The sequence below is a fragment of the Streptomyces sp. NPDC001056 genome, assembly GCF_053598955.1.
In genome coordinates this window covers 69,513-84,078 of record NZ_JBSFLI010000022.1, presented here as the reverse complement: position 1 = coordinate 84,078, position 14,566 = coordinate 69,513, and the positions used below count along the sequence as shown (strand labels likewise).

Sequence of the window (14,566 nt, the reverse complement as noted above, 5' to 3'; positions counted from 1 at the left end):
TTGCTGTGTGTTCCGGTCGGCTGTGCATCAACTGGTGCGCAGGTACTGCGGTGCGGGCGGCTTGGACGCCGAGGAGTCCTTTCCCAGTGTGGCCGACAGCCATGTGTCGTACGACGCCTGCCAGCCGCTCGCGCGGTAGGCGACCAGGACCCGGTTGACCCGGCGTACCAGATCGGAGGCGTCCTTCCGCATCGCCACTCCGTAGTACTCGGTCGTGAAGGGCGCGCCCTTGAGTTCCACCGTCGGATCCTGCGCGGCCTGGCTCGCGGCGAGCGCGCCGTCGGTGACCACCGCGTCCACCTCGCCGAGCTGGAGCCGCACCAGGCAGTCGAGCTGGCTGGGCACGGTGGTGGAGATGTCGGTGGAGGCGGGCAGGGCCCCGGCCTTCTTGTCCGCATCCAGCTTCGCGTACGCCGTCGAACCGGCCGCCGTGCACACCTTCTTGTGCGCCAGCGTGCCGTTGTACCCGGTGATCGGGGACGCCTTGGGCGCGAGCACCTGCTGCCCGGTCTTGAAGTACGGAGCCGAGAAGGCCACTTGCCCGAGCCGCTCGCAGGTGATCGTCATCGTCCGCACGACCATGTCGACGCGGCCGTCCTGGATCGCCGAGATGCGCTGGCTGGTCGGTATCGCCTTGAACTGGACCGCGTCCGGGTCGCCGAGGATGTCCTGGGCGATGCGGTGGACCAGGTCGATGTCGAAGCCCTCCAGCTGGGCGCCCTCGGTGTTGGGGTTGCGGTAGCCCCAGCGGTAGCTGTTCTGGTCGACGCCGACGACCAGCTTGCGCCGGACGCCCTGGCGGGCCTTGATGGCGTCGATGGTCGGGCCGTCCGCGCCGGACGGGGCGAGGGTCTGTTTCTGCGCCTCGGAGTCCTGGCAGGCGTCGGCGCGCACCTGACTGCCCTCGGCGAGCTGCTGCCCGGCCCGGTCGGGCGCGGGCCGGTGGCGCGGGGCCTGGATGCGCGGCAGCAGCAGGACGAACGCCAGCGCCAGGGCGCACAGGACCGCCATCGTGCCGACCCCGCCCCAGCCGCGCAGCCGGCTCACGCCCATCGCCCTGCCCCTTCTCACCGGTACTCCGAAAGCCTGCGGCCGATCCCGGCGAGCGCGCCCGCCGCGCCGAGCACCGCGAGGGCGCCGGCGCCGGCGGGCAGCCCGGTCATGGCGTCCCGCCCGTCCGTGGCGGCCCGGTGGAACTCGGCCTGCTCATGGCCTATCGCGCGGGCGAGGTCGCTGTCGACACCGTCGAAGCATTCGCCGGTGGTGCCCTTGGCGCCGATCACCTTGTCCAGCGCCTGCTGGTAGTTGCCGTTCTCGTCCTCGGTGCGGGCCGCGGTGTGCCGCTGCTTCCACAGCGCGGTGCTGTCCCCGGCGGCCCTGACGGGCGCGGTGCCGCCGGTGTCGTCGGCGAGCCGCTCGGCCCGGCCGAGTTCCTGGGCGAGCACCGTCATGTCCTTGTCGAAGTCGTAGTAGTACGTGTCGTACTGCTTGCCGCCGACCGTGACGGTCTCGGCGCCGCGCGCCACCAGGCTCAGGTTCTCGTTGCCCCGCGCCTTCAGGGAGGCGATGCGGGCGTCGTGCAGGACGGTCAGGGAGCGGATGCCGTGGTCGTACGAGCCGTTCAGCTCGGAGCGGGCGACGGTGTGTCCGACGGTGAGCCACAGCAGGGCGATCACCGTGGCGGAACCGGCCGCGACCAGGCCGTGGTTGAGGACGCGGTTCGTGCGCCGGTAGTCGCGGCGCTGGGCCCAGCCGAGCGCCGCGAGGGCGAGCACGCCGAGCGCGATGGCCGCCCAGGGGTACGGCGTCGCGTCCCCGTAGTCGGCGTCCAGGCGCGCGTTCTCCTTGGTGTAGAGGTCCTCCGCGGCCGGGAGCATCTCCGCCTGCATCTTCTCGTTGGCGTACCGCAGATAGGCGCCGCCGACCGGGTAACCCTGCCGGTTGTAGGTGCGGGCGCGCTCTATGAGGCCCTTGTACTCGGGCAGCAGCCGGTTCAGGCGGGCGATGGTGGCCTCGGAGGCGGAGCCGGGCTCGGCGTTGGCGGCGGCCGTGACCAGGCCGGAGGCGGCGGTGCTGATGTCCTTCTCGTACCGGTCACGCGTGGCGGCCGGTTCCTGGCCGCCCGCCAGGAAGCCGCTGGAAGCCGCGGTGTTGGCGTCCGCCAGGGCGCGGTAGATGTCGGCGGCGCCGGAGCTGAGGGGCTGGCTGCGGTGCAGCACGTCGTCGGCGGCGGCCGCGCGCTCGCTGCTCTGCCACGCGGTGACCGCGCCGAACGTCACGACCAGCAGGGCGAGTACGGCGCCGATGACGCGCAGCCGGCCCGGCTCGGTGGTCACGGCGGCGCGCAGCTTCTCGGCGCCCTCGGCGAAGGCGGTCCGCCGGGAGTGCGGCGGGTGCGGTGGGCGCGGCGCCGGGACCGGCGGGCCGGGCTGCGCGGGGATGCCGGGGGCGCCGGGCACGGCGGGGCTCGTGGCCGGTGGTGCTGCGCTCTGCGGCGGGTGTGTCACTCGACCTCCCCCATGGTCATCCGTACGCAGCCAAGTATCGCCGCACGGAGTGACATTCCGCACCGGCCTTCACTGGATCTTGTGTGGATCTCAGCGTGTGCTGTCCGTATACACGTCGGGAGAAGGTGTTCGGTTCCCCGGGCCGGGCCGTGGCACGACCAGAGGAAACCGTTTCTCCACAGGGGAGTTCAGGGCGCCTCCCAGTACCGTCGCGCCCGCTCCCGCGCCCCCGCCGCCACCTCCAGCCGGTCCAGGCCGAGGAGTACGGCGCCGAGGACCGGGCGCGCGTCGACGACGTGCACGGCGGCCTTGGGGGCGCGGGCCGCCAGCAGGGCCCGCACCCCGTCGTTCAGCCGGGCGTGCCCGGCGGTGAGCACACTGCCGCCGAGCAGCACCGGCGTCTCCTCGTCCAGCAGGTCCAGGCGGGTCAGCGCGACCGTGGCCAGCACCGTCACCTCCTGGGCGAGCCGGTCCACGAGCGCCCGCGCCACCGGGTCGCCGCCGGCCGCCGTCGCGAACAGCACCGGCGCCAGCTCGCCCCGCCGCTCGGGCGCGAGGTGCTCCAGGTGCAGCGCCTCGATCAGCGCGTACATGGAGGGCAGCCCGAAGTGGGCGGGCAGGGTCCGCGCGAGCGCCGTGGCCTCCCCGCGGCCGTCCTCCGCCCGTGCGGCGAACCACAGCGCCTCCTCCGCGAGCCCCCAGCCGCCGCCCCAGTCACCGGAGATCCGGCCGATCGCCGGGAAACGGGCGGTACGGCCGTCGGGCCGCATCCCCACGCAGTTGATGCCCGCGCCGCACACCACCGCCACGCCCCGGGGCTCGGCGACGCCCGCGCGCAGGATCGCGAAGGTGTCGTTGCGCACCTCCACCGAGGCGCCCCAGCCCCGCGCGCGCAGGGCGGTCGCCAACCGCTCCTCCTCCACGGGCAGATCGGCGTTGGCCAGACAGGCGGAGACATGGGTGACGGAGCCGAGCCCCGCGTCCGCCAGCGCCCGCCCCACCGGCTCGGCGAGCGCGTCCAGGGCCGCCGGCACGCCCACCGCGGGCGGCCGGAAGCCACCGCCGCGCGCCGTGGCCAGCACCTCCCCTGCGGCGCTGACCACGGCCACGTCGGTCTTGCTGTTGCCCGCGTCGATGGCGAGCACGCTCGTGGTGTCGGTCGAGGTCAGGCCCACGCGAGATGCTCCCGGTTGTGTGCGATCAGTCTGTCGGTCAGGGTCTCGGCGTAGTCGTACTGGCCGATCAGCGGGTGCGCGAGCAGGGCGCGGAAGACCCGGTCCCGGCCGCCGCGCAGCGCCGCCTCCAGGGCCAGTTCCTCGTACGCCGTCACGTTCGCGATCAGGCCCGCGTACAGCGGGTCCACCTCCGGCACGGGCAGCGGCGCGGGACCGGTCGGGCCGACCGCGGCCTGCACCTCGATCACCGCGTCGTCGGCGAGGAAGGGCAGCGTGCCCTTGTTGAGCGTGTTCACCACCTGGTACGGGCTGCCACCTCCGCCGAGCAGCGCCGCCACGAGGTCCACCGCCGCCTCCGAGTAGTACGCCCCGCCCCGCCTGGCGAGCAGCGCAGGCTTCTCGTCCAGGGCCGGGTCGCCGTACATCGCCAGCAACTCCCGTTCCATGCGGGCCACTTCCTCGGCCCGTGACGGCTTCGAGCGCAGTTCGCGTACGACCTCGTCGTGCGCGTAGTAGTAGCGCAGGTAGTAGGAGGGGACGACGCCGAGGCGGTCGAGGAGCCGGCGGGGCAGGCGCAGGTCGTCGGCGATGGCGTCGCCGTGCTCGGCGAGCAGCCTGGGCAGCACGTTCTCGCCCTCGGGGCCGCCGAGGCGGACGCCGGTCTCCCAGGTGAGGTGGTTGAGCCCCACGTGCGCGAGGTGTACGTCCGCCGGGGGCACGCCGAGGTGGGCGGCGAACTTCCGCTGGAGGCCGATCGCCACGTTGCACAGGCCGACCGCACGGTGCCCGGCGTGCAGCAGGGCGCGGGTGACGATGCCGACCGGGTTGGTGAAGTCGACGATCCAGGCGCGCGGGTTGCCGCGGCGCACCCGCTCGGCGATGTCCAGCACGACGGGTACGGTGCGCAGCGCCTTGGCGAGGCCGCCCGCGCCGGTGGTCTCCTGGCCGACACAGCCGCACTCCAGCGGCCAGGTCTCGTCCCGCTGCCTGGCCGCCTGGCCGCCGACGCGCAGCTGGAGCAGCACGGCGTCGGCCCCGTCGATGCCCGCGTCCAGGTCGGCGGTGGTCACGATCCTCCCGCCGTGCCCCTGCCGGGCGAAGATCCGCCGGGCCAGCCCGCCCACCAGCTCCAGGCGTTCGGCGGCCGGGTCCACCAGGACCAGCTCCTCGATGGGCAGGGTGTCCCTGAGCCGGGCGAAGCCGTCGACGAGTTCGGGGGTGTAGGTCGAGCCGCCGCCGACCACGGTGAGTTTCATACAGAGATCAACCCTTCACTCCGGTGAGCGTGACGCCTTCGACGAATGCCTTCTGGGCGAAGAAGAACACGAGGATCACGGGGGCCATGACCAGCACCGTCGCGGCCATGGTGAGGTTCCAGTCGGTGTGGTGCGCGCCCTTGAAGGACTCCAGGCCGTAACTCAGCGTCCAGGCGCCGGGGTTCTCGGAGGCGTAGATCTGGGGGCCGAAGTAGTCGTTCCAGGCGCTGAAGAACTGGAAGAGGGCCACGGCGGCGATGCCGGGCTTCGCCATCGGCAGGATGACCCGGACCAGGGTGCGCAGGTCGCCGCAGCCGTCCACCTTGGCGGCGTCGACGTACTCGTTGGGGATCGTCATCAGGAACTGGCGCAGCAGGAAGACGGAGAACGCGTCGCCGAACGCCATCGGGACGATCAGCGGCCACAGCGTCCCGGACAGGTCCAGCTGTTTCGCCCAGAAGAGGTACATCGGGATGACGACGACCTGCGGGGGCAGCATCATCGTCGAGATCACCAGCATCAGGGCGAGGTTGCGGCCCCGGAAGCGGAACTTGGCGAGGGCGTACGCCACGGGGACCGAGGACACCACGGTCAGTACGGTGCCCAGGCCGGCGTAGACCAGCGTGTTCTTCCACCAGGTGAGGAAGCCGGGGGTGTCGAGGACCTTGCGGTAGTTGCCCCATTCCCAGGTGTGCGGGACCAGATCCCGGCTCAGCGCCTGGCTGTCGCTCATCAGCGAGGTCAGGAGGACGAACACGAAGGGCAGCACGAAGAAGAGCGCGGCGGCGACGCCGAGGGAGTGCACCGCGATCCACTGGAGCACCTCCTTGCGGCGGGCGGTGCGCCGCGCGGGCGCGGACGCGGACGCCTCGGCCGGCCCGGCCGGTCCGGCGAGTACCTGGGTCATGGTCAGTCACCTGCCTGGATCAGGCCGCCCCGGCGCCGCATCAGAGTCGCGGTGAACGCCATCGACAGGGCGAAGAGGACGAGGGCCACGACACACGCGGAGCCGTAGTCGAAGCGCTGGAAGCCGAGGTTGTAGACGAGTTGGGGCAGGGTGAGGGTGGACTTGTCCGGGTAGCCGGGCTCGAACTGGGCGCCCGCGCCCTGGATCACCCCGGAGGCGACCTTTCCCGCGATCAGCGGCTCCGTGTAGTACTGCATGGCCTGGATCACCCCGGTGACGACCGCGAACATCACGATCGGCGAGATGTTCGGCAGCGTGACGTACCGGAACCGCTGCCACGCCGAGGCACCGTCCAGTTCGGCCGCCTCGTACTGCTCCGTCGGCACGTCGAGGAGCGCCGCCATGAAGATCACCATCAGATCGCCGATGCCCCACAGCGCGAGCAGGGTGAGCGCCGGCTTGGACCAGTCGGGGTCGCTGAACCAGCCCGGCGCCGGGATCCCGCCCTTGCCCAGAAGCGAGTTCACCGGGCCCGTGCCGGGGTTGAGGAGGAACGCGAAGGCCATGGTGGCGGCGACCGGCGGGGCGAGGTAGGGCAGGTAGAAGAGGGTGCGGAAGACCCCCGTGCCCGTCTTGATCTTCGTGATGAGCATGCCGACGCCGAGCCCGAAGAGCACGCGCAGGGTCACCGTCACCACGACCAGCCACAGGGTGTTGCGCAGGGCGGGCCAGAACAGCGGGTAGTGCTCGAAGACGTAGGCCCAGTTCTTCCCGCCGCTCCAGGTGGGCGGCCGGAAGCCGTCGTAGTGCATGAAGGAGAAGTAGACCGTCGAGATCAGCGGGTACGCGAAGAACACCGCGAAGCCGATCAGCCAGGGCGACAGGAAGGCGAGCGTCCGCAGTGCCGCCCGGCGGCGCTTGGAGGCCGAAGTGAGCGTCCGCATCGGCTACTTCGCCTGCGCGATGTCCGTGTCGATCTGCGCGGCCGCCTTCTCCAGCCCGGCCGTCAGATCCTTGACCCTGCCGCTCTCGTAGTCGTAGCCCAACTGCTGGACCGTCACGAGGTACTGGCCGCCGTCGGGGGAGGCGGGCGTGGTGGTGGAGTAGCGGTTCGCGGCGATGTCCAGGAAGGTCTTGAAGCGCGGGTCGTACCTCAGCTTCGGGGACGCGAGGGCCGCGAAGGTGGAGGGCACGTTGTGGATGCCGTTGGCGAAGCCGACCACGGCGTCCGTGTCCGTGGTGATGTACCTGACGAACTCCCAGGCCGCGTTCTGCTTGTGGCTGGTGGCGGCGATGCCCGCGATGGTGCCGGTGATGTACCCCTTGCCGTACTGGTTCCTCCGGTCGTCCGGTACGGGCAGCGGGGCGACCCCTATCTCGAACTTCGGCTCGGCCTGCTCGGCCATCCCGAGCCGCCACTCGCCGTCCATCTGCATGGCGACCTGGCCGGTGTGGAAGGGGTGCCTGGGGCCCCACTCGTCGCCGAGGGTGGCGCGGAACCGCTCCAGTCTCCGGAACCCGCCGAGTTCGTCCACGAGCCGCTTCTGGAGCGCGAACCCCTGCCGGAACGCGGGGTCCCCGGCGAGGTTCGACTTCCCGTCCTTCGTGAAGTACGTCGGCGAGAACTGCCCGAAGTAGTGCTCGGTGGTGGACTCCCAGCCGTGGTAGTCCGGCATGAACCCGAGCTGCTTGTACGAGTCCCCCTCGCGGACGGTCAGTCTCTTCGCGTCGGCCTCGAACTCGCTCCAGGTCTCGGGGGGACGGGCGATGCCGGCCTTCTCGAACGCCGTCTTGTTGTAGTACAGCCCGTACGCGTCGCCGAGCAGCGGCACGGTGCAGCGGTCGCCGTCGAACCGGGTGTACTCGTTCATGGCCTTCGGGAAGGTCTTCGCGGGATCGATGCCCGCCTTCCCCAGGAAGGGGTCGAGGTCGATCAGCGCGCCCGAGGAGCAGAACTTGCCCACGTTGTTGGTGGTGAAGGAGGAGATCACGTCGGGGGCGTCGGTGCCGCCCGCGCGCAGCGCCTGGTTGATCTTGTCGTCGGTCATGTTGCCGACGACGCGCACATGGATGTTGGGGTGTGCCTTCTCGAACCCGGCGACCAGCTCCCTGACCGCCTTCACCTCGTTCGGCGCGCTCCAGGCGTGCCAGAAGGTGATCGTCGTGTCCTTGGTGGGGTCGTCCGTGGCACCCGCGTCGGACTGTCCGGTGCACGCGGCGGTGAGCAGCACGGCGGAGGCGGTCAGGGCGAAGGCGGCTTTTCGGGTGACTCCGGGTGTTGCTGCGGGCATGGCGAGGTCTCCCAGTGGCGGGTAGGGAAGGGGAGGGCGCGGTGCTTCGGAGTGCTGCTGTTCTGTTCTTCCGGGGGGAGGGGGCGCGGTGCGGCTAGCGCGAGGTGTCGAAGACCTCGTCGCGGGTGGTGGCGAGCGCGGCCTCCAAGGCGCCGCGCAGGACGGGGTGTTCGCGGAGGTCGCCGAGGACGAGCCGGGGCCGGGCCGCCGCCAGCTCCTCCAGCTCGGCCTGGATCAGGGCGCGCAGCACCTCGCCGCCGGCGGTCAGCGCGGAGCCGCTGAGGACGACGAGTTCGGGGTCGAGGACCGAGACGAGCGCGGCGAGGCCGGTGGCGAGGCGGGTGGCGTACGTCCGGAGCAGCTCCCGGTGCGGGCCGGTCGCGTGATCGGCGGCGCGCGCCAGCAGTTCCCCCGCGGCCTCGGTGTACGGGCCCGACGGCACGTCCGGGACACCGAGTTCACGGGCCAGCTTCGGCAGCTCCTGGGCGCCGGCCAGCTCCTGGTAGCCGCCGCTGTTGGCCTTGGTCACCTGGCGGACCAGGGGCGTGCCGGGCACCGGCAGGAAGCCGACCTCGCCGGCGCCGCCGGTCCAGCCGCGGTGCAGCCGGCCGCCCAGGACGAGGGCGGCGCCGAGGCCCTCCTCGTTCCACAGCAGCACGAAGTCGCCGTGGCCGCGGGCGGCGCCCAGGCGCTGTTCGGCGAGGGCGACGAGGTTGACGTCGTTCTCGTACTCGACCGGCATGGGCAGCGCGGCGGCGAGGTCGTCGAGCAGCGCGGGGGAGTGCCAGCCGGGCAGGTGCGAGGCGTAGCGCAGCCGGCCGGTGTTCGGATCGAACGCGCCGGGCGTGCCGATGACGAGCCGGTGCACCTCGCCGCGCGCGAGCCCGGCGGCCTTCACCGCGCCGTCGAGTGCGTCGGTGACCTGCCGTACGACGGACTGCGCGGGGCGTCTGCCGGGGGTGGGCAGCTCGTACTCGCCGACCGTGCGGCCGGTGATGTCGGCGACGGCGGCGCGGATACGGCCCGGGGCGACGTCGAGTCCGGCGGCGTACGCGGCACCGGGGTCGACGGCGTACAGCTGGGCGCTCGGCCCCGGCCGCCCCTCACTGGTCCCGGTCACCCTGACCAGCCCCGCCGCCTCCAGCCGGGCCAGCAGCTGCGACGCGGTGGGCTTGGACAGCCCGGTCAGGTCCCCGATCCGGGTCCGGGACAGCGGCCCGTGCTCCAGCAGCAGATCCAGGGCGGCGCGATCGTTCATGGCGCGCAGCACGCGCGGGGTACCCGGCGTACCGGCCGTTCCTGCCATGGTTCCCGACACCTGCCTCACTGTTAGGAAACTTTCCTATTGCGGCTGAACGTAAGCCCGGCACGGAGGAGGCGTCAATACGGGGGAGCCGTGAGGAACGGAGTCGTTATCTCGCACCGTTCTCCCGCTTCTTCTACTTCCTCGGCGGCACCGTCCGCTGCGTCGTGATCGGCGTCGCCGCCGCCGACTGCGGGGAGTCGGCGTTGGAGAAGGCGGAGGGGGCGGCGACCGCGGCGGTGGGGTCGGGGAGGTCCGCCACGTCCTCGACGGCCGTCGCGCCGCCCACGATGCGGATGCTCGCCGCGTCGAAGGCGCGCTTGACGCGCCAGCGCAGTTCGCGTTCGACGGAGACGCTCTTGCCGGGCATGGTCTTGGCGGAGACGCGGACCACCATGGAGTCGATGAGGACGGAGTCCAGGCCGAGGACCTCGATCGGACCCCACAGCAGCTCGTTCCAGGGCTCTTCCTTGCTCATCTTCTCGGCGACCTCGTCCAGCGTCGCCTTGACCCTGTCCAGGTCCTCGCCCGCGCGCACGGTCACGTCGACCCCGGCCGTCGCCCAGCCCTGGGACAGGTTGCCGATCCGCTTGACCTCGCCGTTGCGGACGTACCAGATCTCGCCCTCGGCACCGCGCAGCTTCGTCACGCGCAGGCCGACCTCGATCACCTCACCGGTGGCCACGCCCGCGTCGATCACGTCACCGACGCCGTACTGGTCCTCCAGGATCATGAACACGCCGGACAGGAAGTCCGTGACCAGGTTCCGCGCGCCGAAACCGATCGCCACACCGGCGACACCGGCGGACGCCAGCAGCGGCGCCAGGTTGATCTTGAAGGTGGACAGCACCATCAGCGCCGCCGTACCGAGGATCAGGAAGCTCGCCACCGAGCGCAGCACGGAACCGATCGCCGCCGACCGCTGCCGCCGCCGCTCCGCGTTCACCAGCAGCCCGCCGAGCGCGGTGCCGTCCACGGCCTGCGCGGTACGGGCCATCCGCTCGATCAGCTTGGTGATCGCCCGCCGCACCACCGACCGCAGCGCGACCGCCACCACGATGATCAGCAGGATCTGCAGCCCCATGGCGAGCCACGTCGACCAGTTCTGCTCGACCCAGCTCGCCGCGTTCGTCGCGCTCTCCTGGGCGTCCTGGAGCGTCGGCACCGCGGGCGCCGTTCCCGACGGCGAGGGGGACGGTGACGGTGACGCACCGGCGGCCTTCAGGACCACGGGCAAGGACGACACGGCAGGTACCTCCAGGTGCTGCACGGTCCGTACCGGTGGGGCGGGCAGGGTCTGCGAGGTCACGAAAAGATCACCGGACGGCCAGCACCACCACACTAACGGGGCATTGTGTGTGCTCCGCGCGGTTCCGCCAAGGAGGCCGCAGGAGAGACAGGGCTCACCCTGGCTTGAACAGGCCATGATCCGGGGGATGTATCACCTGTGGTCGAAAACACTCCCAGCCCGTTACCGGGACATGGTGGCGCCGCCACCAGGCATGAGGGGAGACTGGCTGCAGATCGTCCCGGCGCGAGCCACGCGCCGCCGACGCCCAAGGAGGCACCCGTGCCGCATGTCCTGGTCCTCAACGCGTCGTACGAGCCGCTCGGCGTCGTACCGCTCCGCCGCGCGCTCGTCCTCGTCCTGGAGAACAAAGCCGTCTCCCTTGAGGAATCCGGCGCCTTTATGCACAGCGCGACCGTCACAGTCCCCGCGCCCAGCGTGGTCCGGCTCAAGCGATTCGTGCGGGTTCCCTATCGGGGGCCCGTTCCGCTCACCCGTCGTGCGCTCTTCGCGCGGGACGGGGGCCGGTGCATGTACTGCGGTGGCGTCGCAACCAGCGTCGACCACGTCATCCCGCGCAGCCGCGGGGGCAAGCACGTCTGGGACAACGTGGTGGCCTCCTGCCGCCGCTGCAACCACGTGAAGGCCGACCGCCACCTCGTCGAACTGGGCTGGCGCCTGCGCCACAAACCCGCCCCGCCCACCGGCCTGGCCTGGCGCATCATCGGCACCGGCCATAGGGACCCGCGCTGGCTGCCCTATCTGCAGCCGTACGGCGCGGACGACGCCATGGCCCGGATCGACGGCATCTCCGCCTGACGATCCGGGCCTTCGCGCATCCGCCCCGCGCCCCGGCTCCCCGGCCGGGACGCGGGGCCCGGCGGTGTGCCCGCCGCACGGCTCACGTCCTTGCGGGCACGGCCGGTACGCCCCTCACGCGTACCGCAGCTCCCCCGGACGCGCCGAGCGGCGCAGCAGCGGGAGCGCGGTGGCCGCCGCCGTCAGGCAGCAGCCGTAGACGAGGACCGGTACCAGCAGGGCGGCGTACGGCACGGTGACGGCGCCGCCGGACAGCGTGGCGTACCAGGTGCCGATCGCCATGCCCCCGGCGCCCGCCAGCACGAGCGCGGGCGACAGCGGCAGCGCGGTCTCCAGCAGCAGCGCCCGGCCGAGCACCGCGCGCGGCACCCCGGCGGCGACCTGCGCGGCCAGCCCCCGGCGGCGGTCCGCCAGCGACTCCGCGGTGCCGACGGCGAGGCCGCACACGGTGATCGCGAGGGCGACGAGGATCGCGGCGCCGGTCAGGTCGACGCCCGTGGTGTAGAAGGTCATCGGCATGCCGAGCTGGTGATCGCGGCGCATCCGGTGCAGTTCGGCGAGGAGCGCCTGCCGTACGCCCACGAAACCGGTGCCGACCACCGTGACCAGCAGCACCGCCGCGTGGGTGCGGGCCGCGGCCCACGGGTCGTCGCGCAGCCGTTCCGCCGCGATCAGCGTCGCCGCCGACCGGGCCCGCCGCGCCACCAGCCGCCCGGCCAGCCGTGCCGTGCCGCCCGCCAGCCACACCGTCCCCGCGCCGACCGCGGCGACCAGCGCGAGCACCGTCAACGGCAGCCCCTTCCGCGCACCGCCGAAGGTCCAGAGCGCCGACGACAGGACGACCAGCAGCCCGCCCGCGAACAGCAGCGCCGGCCCCCGTCCGCCGCGCGGCCGCACCCGGCGCACCCAGCCGAGCGGCGAGGCCACCAGCCGGCGCAGCGCGAGCACGGCCACCGCCGTGCCCAGCACCGGCACCGCGAGCGCGATCAGCGCGAGGCCCGCCCAGGCGGCCGGTGCCGGGCCGCTCCACAGCCGCAGTACGACCGTCACGGCCGCGGCGGTGGCGAGCAGCGAGCCCAGCAGACAGGCCGGGCCGGTCTCCAGCGCGGCGATCCGGCGCACCTGGGCCGGGGTGGCACCGGCCAGCCGCAGGGCGGCCAGCCGCCGGTCGCGGTGCACGGCACCGATCCGGGCGCACTGCCCGAGGAAGCCCAGCACCGGTATCAGGAGCAGCATCAGGGCGAGGACGACCCCCGAACGCTCGCCCGGCTCGTCCAGCAGGCCGTCGCCGACGGACACGCGGTACTGCCCCCGCAACGAGCCCAGCGCCACGGCGGCCTGCGCGAACCCCGTCGCCAGCGCGGCCCCGGCCGCGGTCAGTCCGGCCCGCCACCACTCCCGCCGGTCCGCGCCCCGGCCGAGCCGCCAGGCCAGCCGTGCCTCGGCCAGCACACCGGCACCGGACACCTCACCCCTCACCGGCCGGGTCCCGCCCGCCGTGCCACCGCCCCTCGGCCGCGTCCCGGCCGTCTCACCTCCCGCCGGCCGCGTCCCGGCCGTCTCACCGCCCGCTGGCCGCGTCCCGGCCGTCTCGTCGCCCGCTGGCCGCGTCCCGGCCGTCTCGTCGCCCGCTGGCCGCGTCCCGGCCGTCTCACCTCCCGCCGGCCGCGTCCCGGCCGTCTCACCTCCCGCCGGTCCGCGCGTCACGCCGCCACCTCCGCCGGGAGCACGAGACCGTCGCTGAGCCGCACCTCGCGGTCCGCGTACGCCGCGACCTGCGCGTCGTGCGTGATCAGCAGCACCGCCGTGCCCGCCTCGCGAGCGGTGTGCGCCAGGGCCGTCATCACCTGCTCGCCCGCCAGCGAGTCCAGGGCTCCTGTCGGCTCGTCCGCGAAGACCACCCTCGGGCCGGTCACCAGCGCCCGGGCGAGCGCCACCCGCTGCGCCTGACCGCCGCTGAGCTCACCCGGCCGCAGCCCCTCCTGGCCCCGCACCCCGAACCGCTCCAGCCACTCGCCCGCCCGCTCCCGGGCCACGGCGCGGGAGGCCCCGGCCAGCAGCAGCGGCAGCCCCACGTTGTCCACGGCCGTCAATTCCGGGATCAGCTGCCCGAATTGGAAGACCACCCCGAAGTCGGTACGGCGCAGCTCGGTCAGCCGCCGCTCCGGCAGCTGGTCGAGCCGCTGCCCGTCGTACGTCACCGCGCCCTCGTCCGGTCGTACGATCCCCGCCAGCAGGTGCAGCAGCGTGGACTTCCCGCTGCCGCTGGCCCCCGTCACCGCGAGGATCTCGCCCGCACCCAGCGCGACCGAGGCGCCGCGCAGCGCCGGTGTCCTGCCGTGCGCCTTGACGAGGTTCCGGCCCGCCAGCAGCGGCACCGACGCGTCCCCCTTGTCGCTCATCGCGTCCCCCTGTGGTTCATGTGGTGTCGACCTCCGCGGTCAAAGTGGTCAGCCGGGCCGCCGTGGTGTGCATCCAGCGGAGGTCGGCGTCGAGGTGGTTCAGGGCGTAGTCCGCCGAAAGCACGGTCGCCAGGTCGGCGCCCGGGTTCGTCTTCACCGTCGTGAGCTCCCGCATCCGCGCCTTGTGCGCGTCCTGCTGGGCGCGGAGATAGGCGGCCGGATCGCCGCCGGACAGGATGGAGACGACGACCTTGGCGAAGATCTCGTTCGCCACGAAGGGCGCCGGCGGGGCGATCTCACCGGCCCACCGGGCCAGCTCGCGCGCCCCGGCGGCCGTCGACCGGTAGAGCGTGCGCTCCGGGCCGCCGTCCGCGTCGGTCCCCTCGACCTCCGCGAGACCGTCCCTGACCAGGCGTTGCAGGGTCGTGTAGACCTGCCCGTAGGCCAGCGGGCGGGCTTGCGGGAAGCGTTCGTCATGGCGGCGCTTGAGGTCGTAGCCATGGCTCGGCCCCGCCTCCAGCAGGCCCAGGAGGATGTGCCGGGTGCTCATGGAGATCAGTATGCACTAGCTACATGTACTGAGTGAATAGTGAGTGCGACCGCCTTCACGGGGTAGGG

13 protein-coding genes are annotated in these 14,566 nt (G+C 72.7%); 1 reads left to right on the top strand and 12 read right to left on the bottom strand.

Features of this window, described 5'->3' with window-relative positions; all coding sequences use genetic code 11:
• Positions 1-27 precede the first annotated feature (27 nt).
• The 9 genes from ACWDD7_RS24810 to ACWDD7_RS24770 all read right to left on the bottom strand — a co-directional run bounded on the left by ACWDD7_RS24810 (position 28) and on the right by ACWDD7_RS24770 (position 10,685).
• Positions 28-1,053, bottom strand: a complete 1,026-nt coding sequence (locus tag ACWDD7_RS24810; RefSeq protein ID WP_450458959.1) for a glutamate ABC transporter substrate-binding protein — start codon at positions 1,051-1,053, stop codon at positions 28-30.
• A gap of 14 nt (positions 1,054-1,067) precedes the next feature.
• The gene (locus tag ACWDD7_RS24805) at positions 1,068-2,507 is read right to left on the bottom strand and encodes a hypothetical protein (protein WP_450458958.1); all 1,440 of its coding nucleotides are present in this window, start codon (positions 2,505-2,507) and stop codon (positions 1,068-1,070) included.
• Positions 2,508-2,695: 188 nt separating this feature from the next.
• On the bottom strand, positions 2,696-3,682 hold the full coding sequence (locus ACWDD7_RS24800; protein WP_450458956.1) for an N-acetylglucosamine kinase: 987 nt from the start codon (positions 3,680-3,682) through the stop codon (positions 2,696-2,698).
• A complete protein-coding gene (locus ACWDD7_RS24795; RefSeq protein ID WP_450458955.1) occupies positions 3,673-4,938 on the bottom strand; it encodes a 6-phospho-beta-glucosidase in 1,266 nt (421 codons plus the stop codon). The genes ACWDD7_RS24800 and ACWDD7_RS24795 overlap by 10 nt, the downstream gene beginning before the upstream one ends.
• Positions 4,939-4,945: 7 nt before the next feature.
• Positions 4,946-5,845 (bottom strand): carbohydrate ABC transporter permease, encoded by a 900-nt coding sequence (locus ACWDD7_RS24790; protein ID WP_450458954.1) that lies wholly within the window; start codon positions 5,843-5,845, stop codon positions 4,946-4,948.
• A 2-nt stretch (positions 5,846-5,847) separates the two neighbouring features.
• A complete protein-coding gene (locus ACWDD7_RS24785) occupies positions 5,848-6,789 on the bottom strand; it encodes a carbohydrate ABC transporter permease (protein WP_450458953.1) in 942 nt (313 codons plus the stop codon).
• Positions 6,790-6,792: 3 nt separating this feature from the next.
• Entirely contained in the window at positions 6,793-8,136 is a 1,344-nt protein-coding gene (locus tag ACWDD7_RS24780) for an ABC transporter substrate-binding protein (RefSeq protein ID WP_450458952.1), read from the bottom strand.
• A 94-nt stretch (positions 8,137-8,230) separates the two neighbouring features.
• Positions 8,231-9,442, bottom strand: a complete 1,212-nt coding sequence (locus ACWDD7_RS24775) for an ROK family transcriptional regulator (protein WP_450458951.1) — start codon at positions 9,440-9,442, stop codon at positions 8,231-8,233.
• Between the two features lie 133 nt (positions 9,443-9,575).
• Complete coding sequence (locus tag ACWDD7_RS24770; RefSeq protein ID WP_450459001.1) at positions 9,576-10,685, bottom strand: mechanosensitive ion channel family protein; 1,110 nt, start codon at positions 10,683-10,685, stop codon at positions 9,576-9,578.
• Positions 10,686-11,009: 324 nt separating this feature from the next.
• Here ACWDD7_RS24770 and ACWDD7_RS24765 point away from each other — a divergent pair, with 324 nt between their 5' ends.
• Positions 11,010-11,546: an HNH endonuclease gene (locus ACWDD7_RS24765; protein ID WP_020940112.1), complete on the top strand. Its 537-nt coding sequence runs from the start codon at positions 11,010-11,012 to the stop codon at positions 11,544-11,546.
• 114 nt (positions 11,547-11,660) lie between these two features.
• Here the strand turns inward: ACWDD7_RS24765 and ACWDD7_RS24760 are convergent, their stop codons facing one another.
• The 3 genes from ACWDD7_RS24760 to ACWDD7_RS24750 form a co-directional block, all read right to left on the bottom strand.
• Positions 11,661-13,025, bottom strand: coding sequence for an FtsX-like permease family protein (locus tag ACWDD7_RS24760; RefSeq protein WP_450458950.1), 1,365 nt, complete (start codon positions 13,023-13,025; stop codon positions 11,661-11,663).
• A 224-nt stretch (positions 13,026-13,249) separates the two neighbouring features.
• Positions 13,250-13,948, bottom strand: a complete 699-nt coding sequence (locus ACWDD7_RS24755; RefSeq protein WP_351868456.1) for an ABC transporter ATP-binding protein — start codon at positions 13,946-13,948, stop codon at positions 13,250-13,252.
• 16 nt (positions 13,949-13,964) lie between these two features.
• Entirely contained in the window at positions 13,965-14,498 is a 534-nt protein-coding gene (locus ACWDD7_RS24750; RefSeq protein ID WP_351868458.1) for a PadR family transcriptional regulator, read from the bottom strand.
• Between the last annotated feature and the right edge of the window lie 68 nt (positions 14,499-14,566).

Bases quoted from the DNA above. Each gene is read 5' to 3' on its own strand.
- ACWDD7_RS24810 (WP_450458959.1), bottom strand. From the start codon at position 1,053: ATGGGCGTGAGCCGGCTGCGCGGCTGGGGCGGGGTCGGCACGATGGCG.
- ACWDD7_RS24795 (WP_450458955.1), bottom strand. From the start codon at position 4,938: ATGAAACTCACCGTGGTCGGCGGCGGCTCGACCTACACCCCCGAACTC.
- ACWDD7_RS24790 (WP_450458954.1), bottom strand. From the start codon at position 5,845: ATGACCCAGGTACTCGCCGGACCGGCCGGGCCGGCCGAGGCGTCCGCG.
- ACWDD7_RS24785 (WP_450458953.1), bottom strand. From the start codon at position 6,789: ATGCGGACGCTCACTTCGGCCTCCAAGCGCCGCCGGGCGGCACTGCGG.
- ACWDD7_RS24780 (WP_450458952.1), bottom strand. From the start codon at position 8,136: ATGCCCGCAGCAACACCCGGAGTCACCCGAAAAGCCGCCTTCGCCCTG.
- ACWDD7_RS24775 (WP_450458951.1), bottom strand. From the start codon at position 9,442: ATGGCAGGAACGGCCGGTACGCCGGGTACCCCGCGCGTGCTGCGCGCC.
- ACWDD7_RS24755 (WP_351868456.1), bottom strand. From the start codon at position 13,948: ATGAGCGACAAGGGGGACGCGTCGGTGCCGCTGCTGGCGGGCCGGAAC.
- ACWDD7_RS24750 (WP_351868458.1), bottom strand. From the start codon at position 14,498: ATGAGCACCCGGCACATCCTCCTGGGCCTGCTGGAGGCGGGGCCGAGC.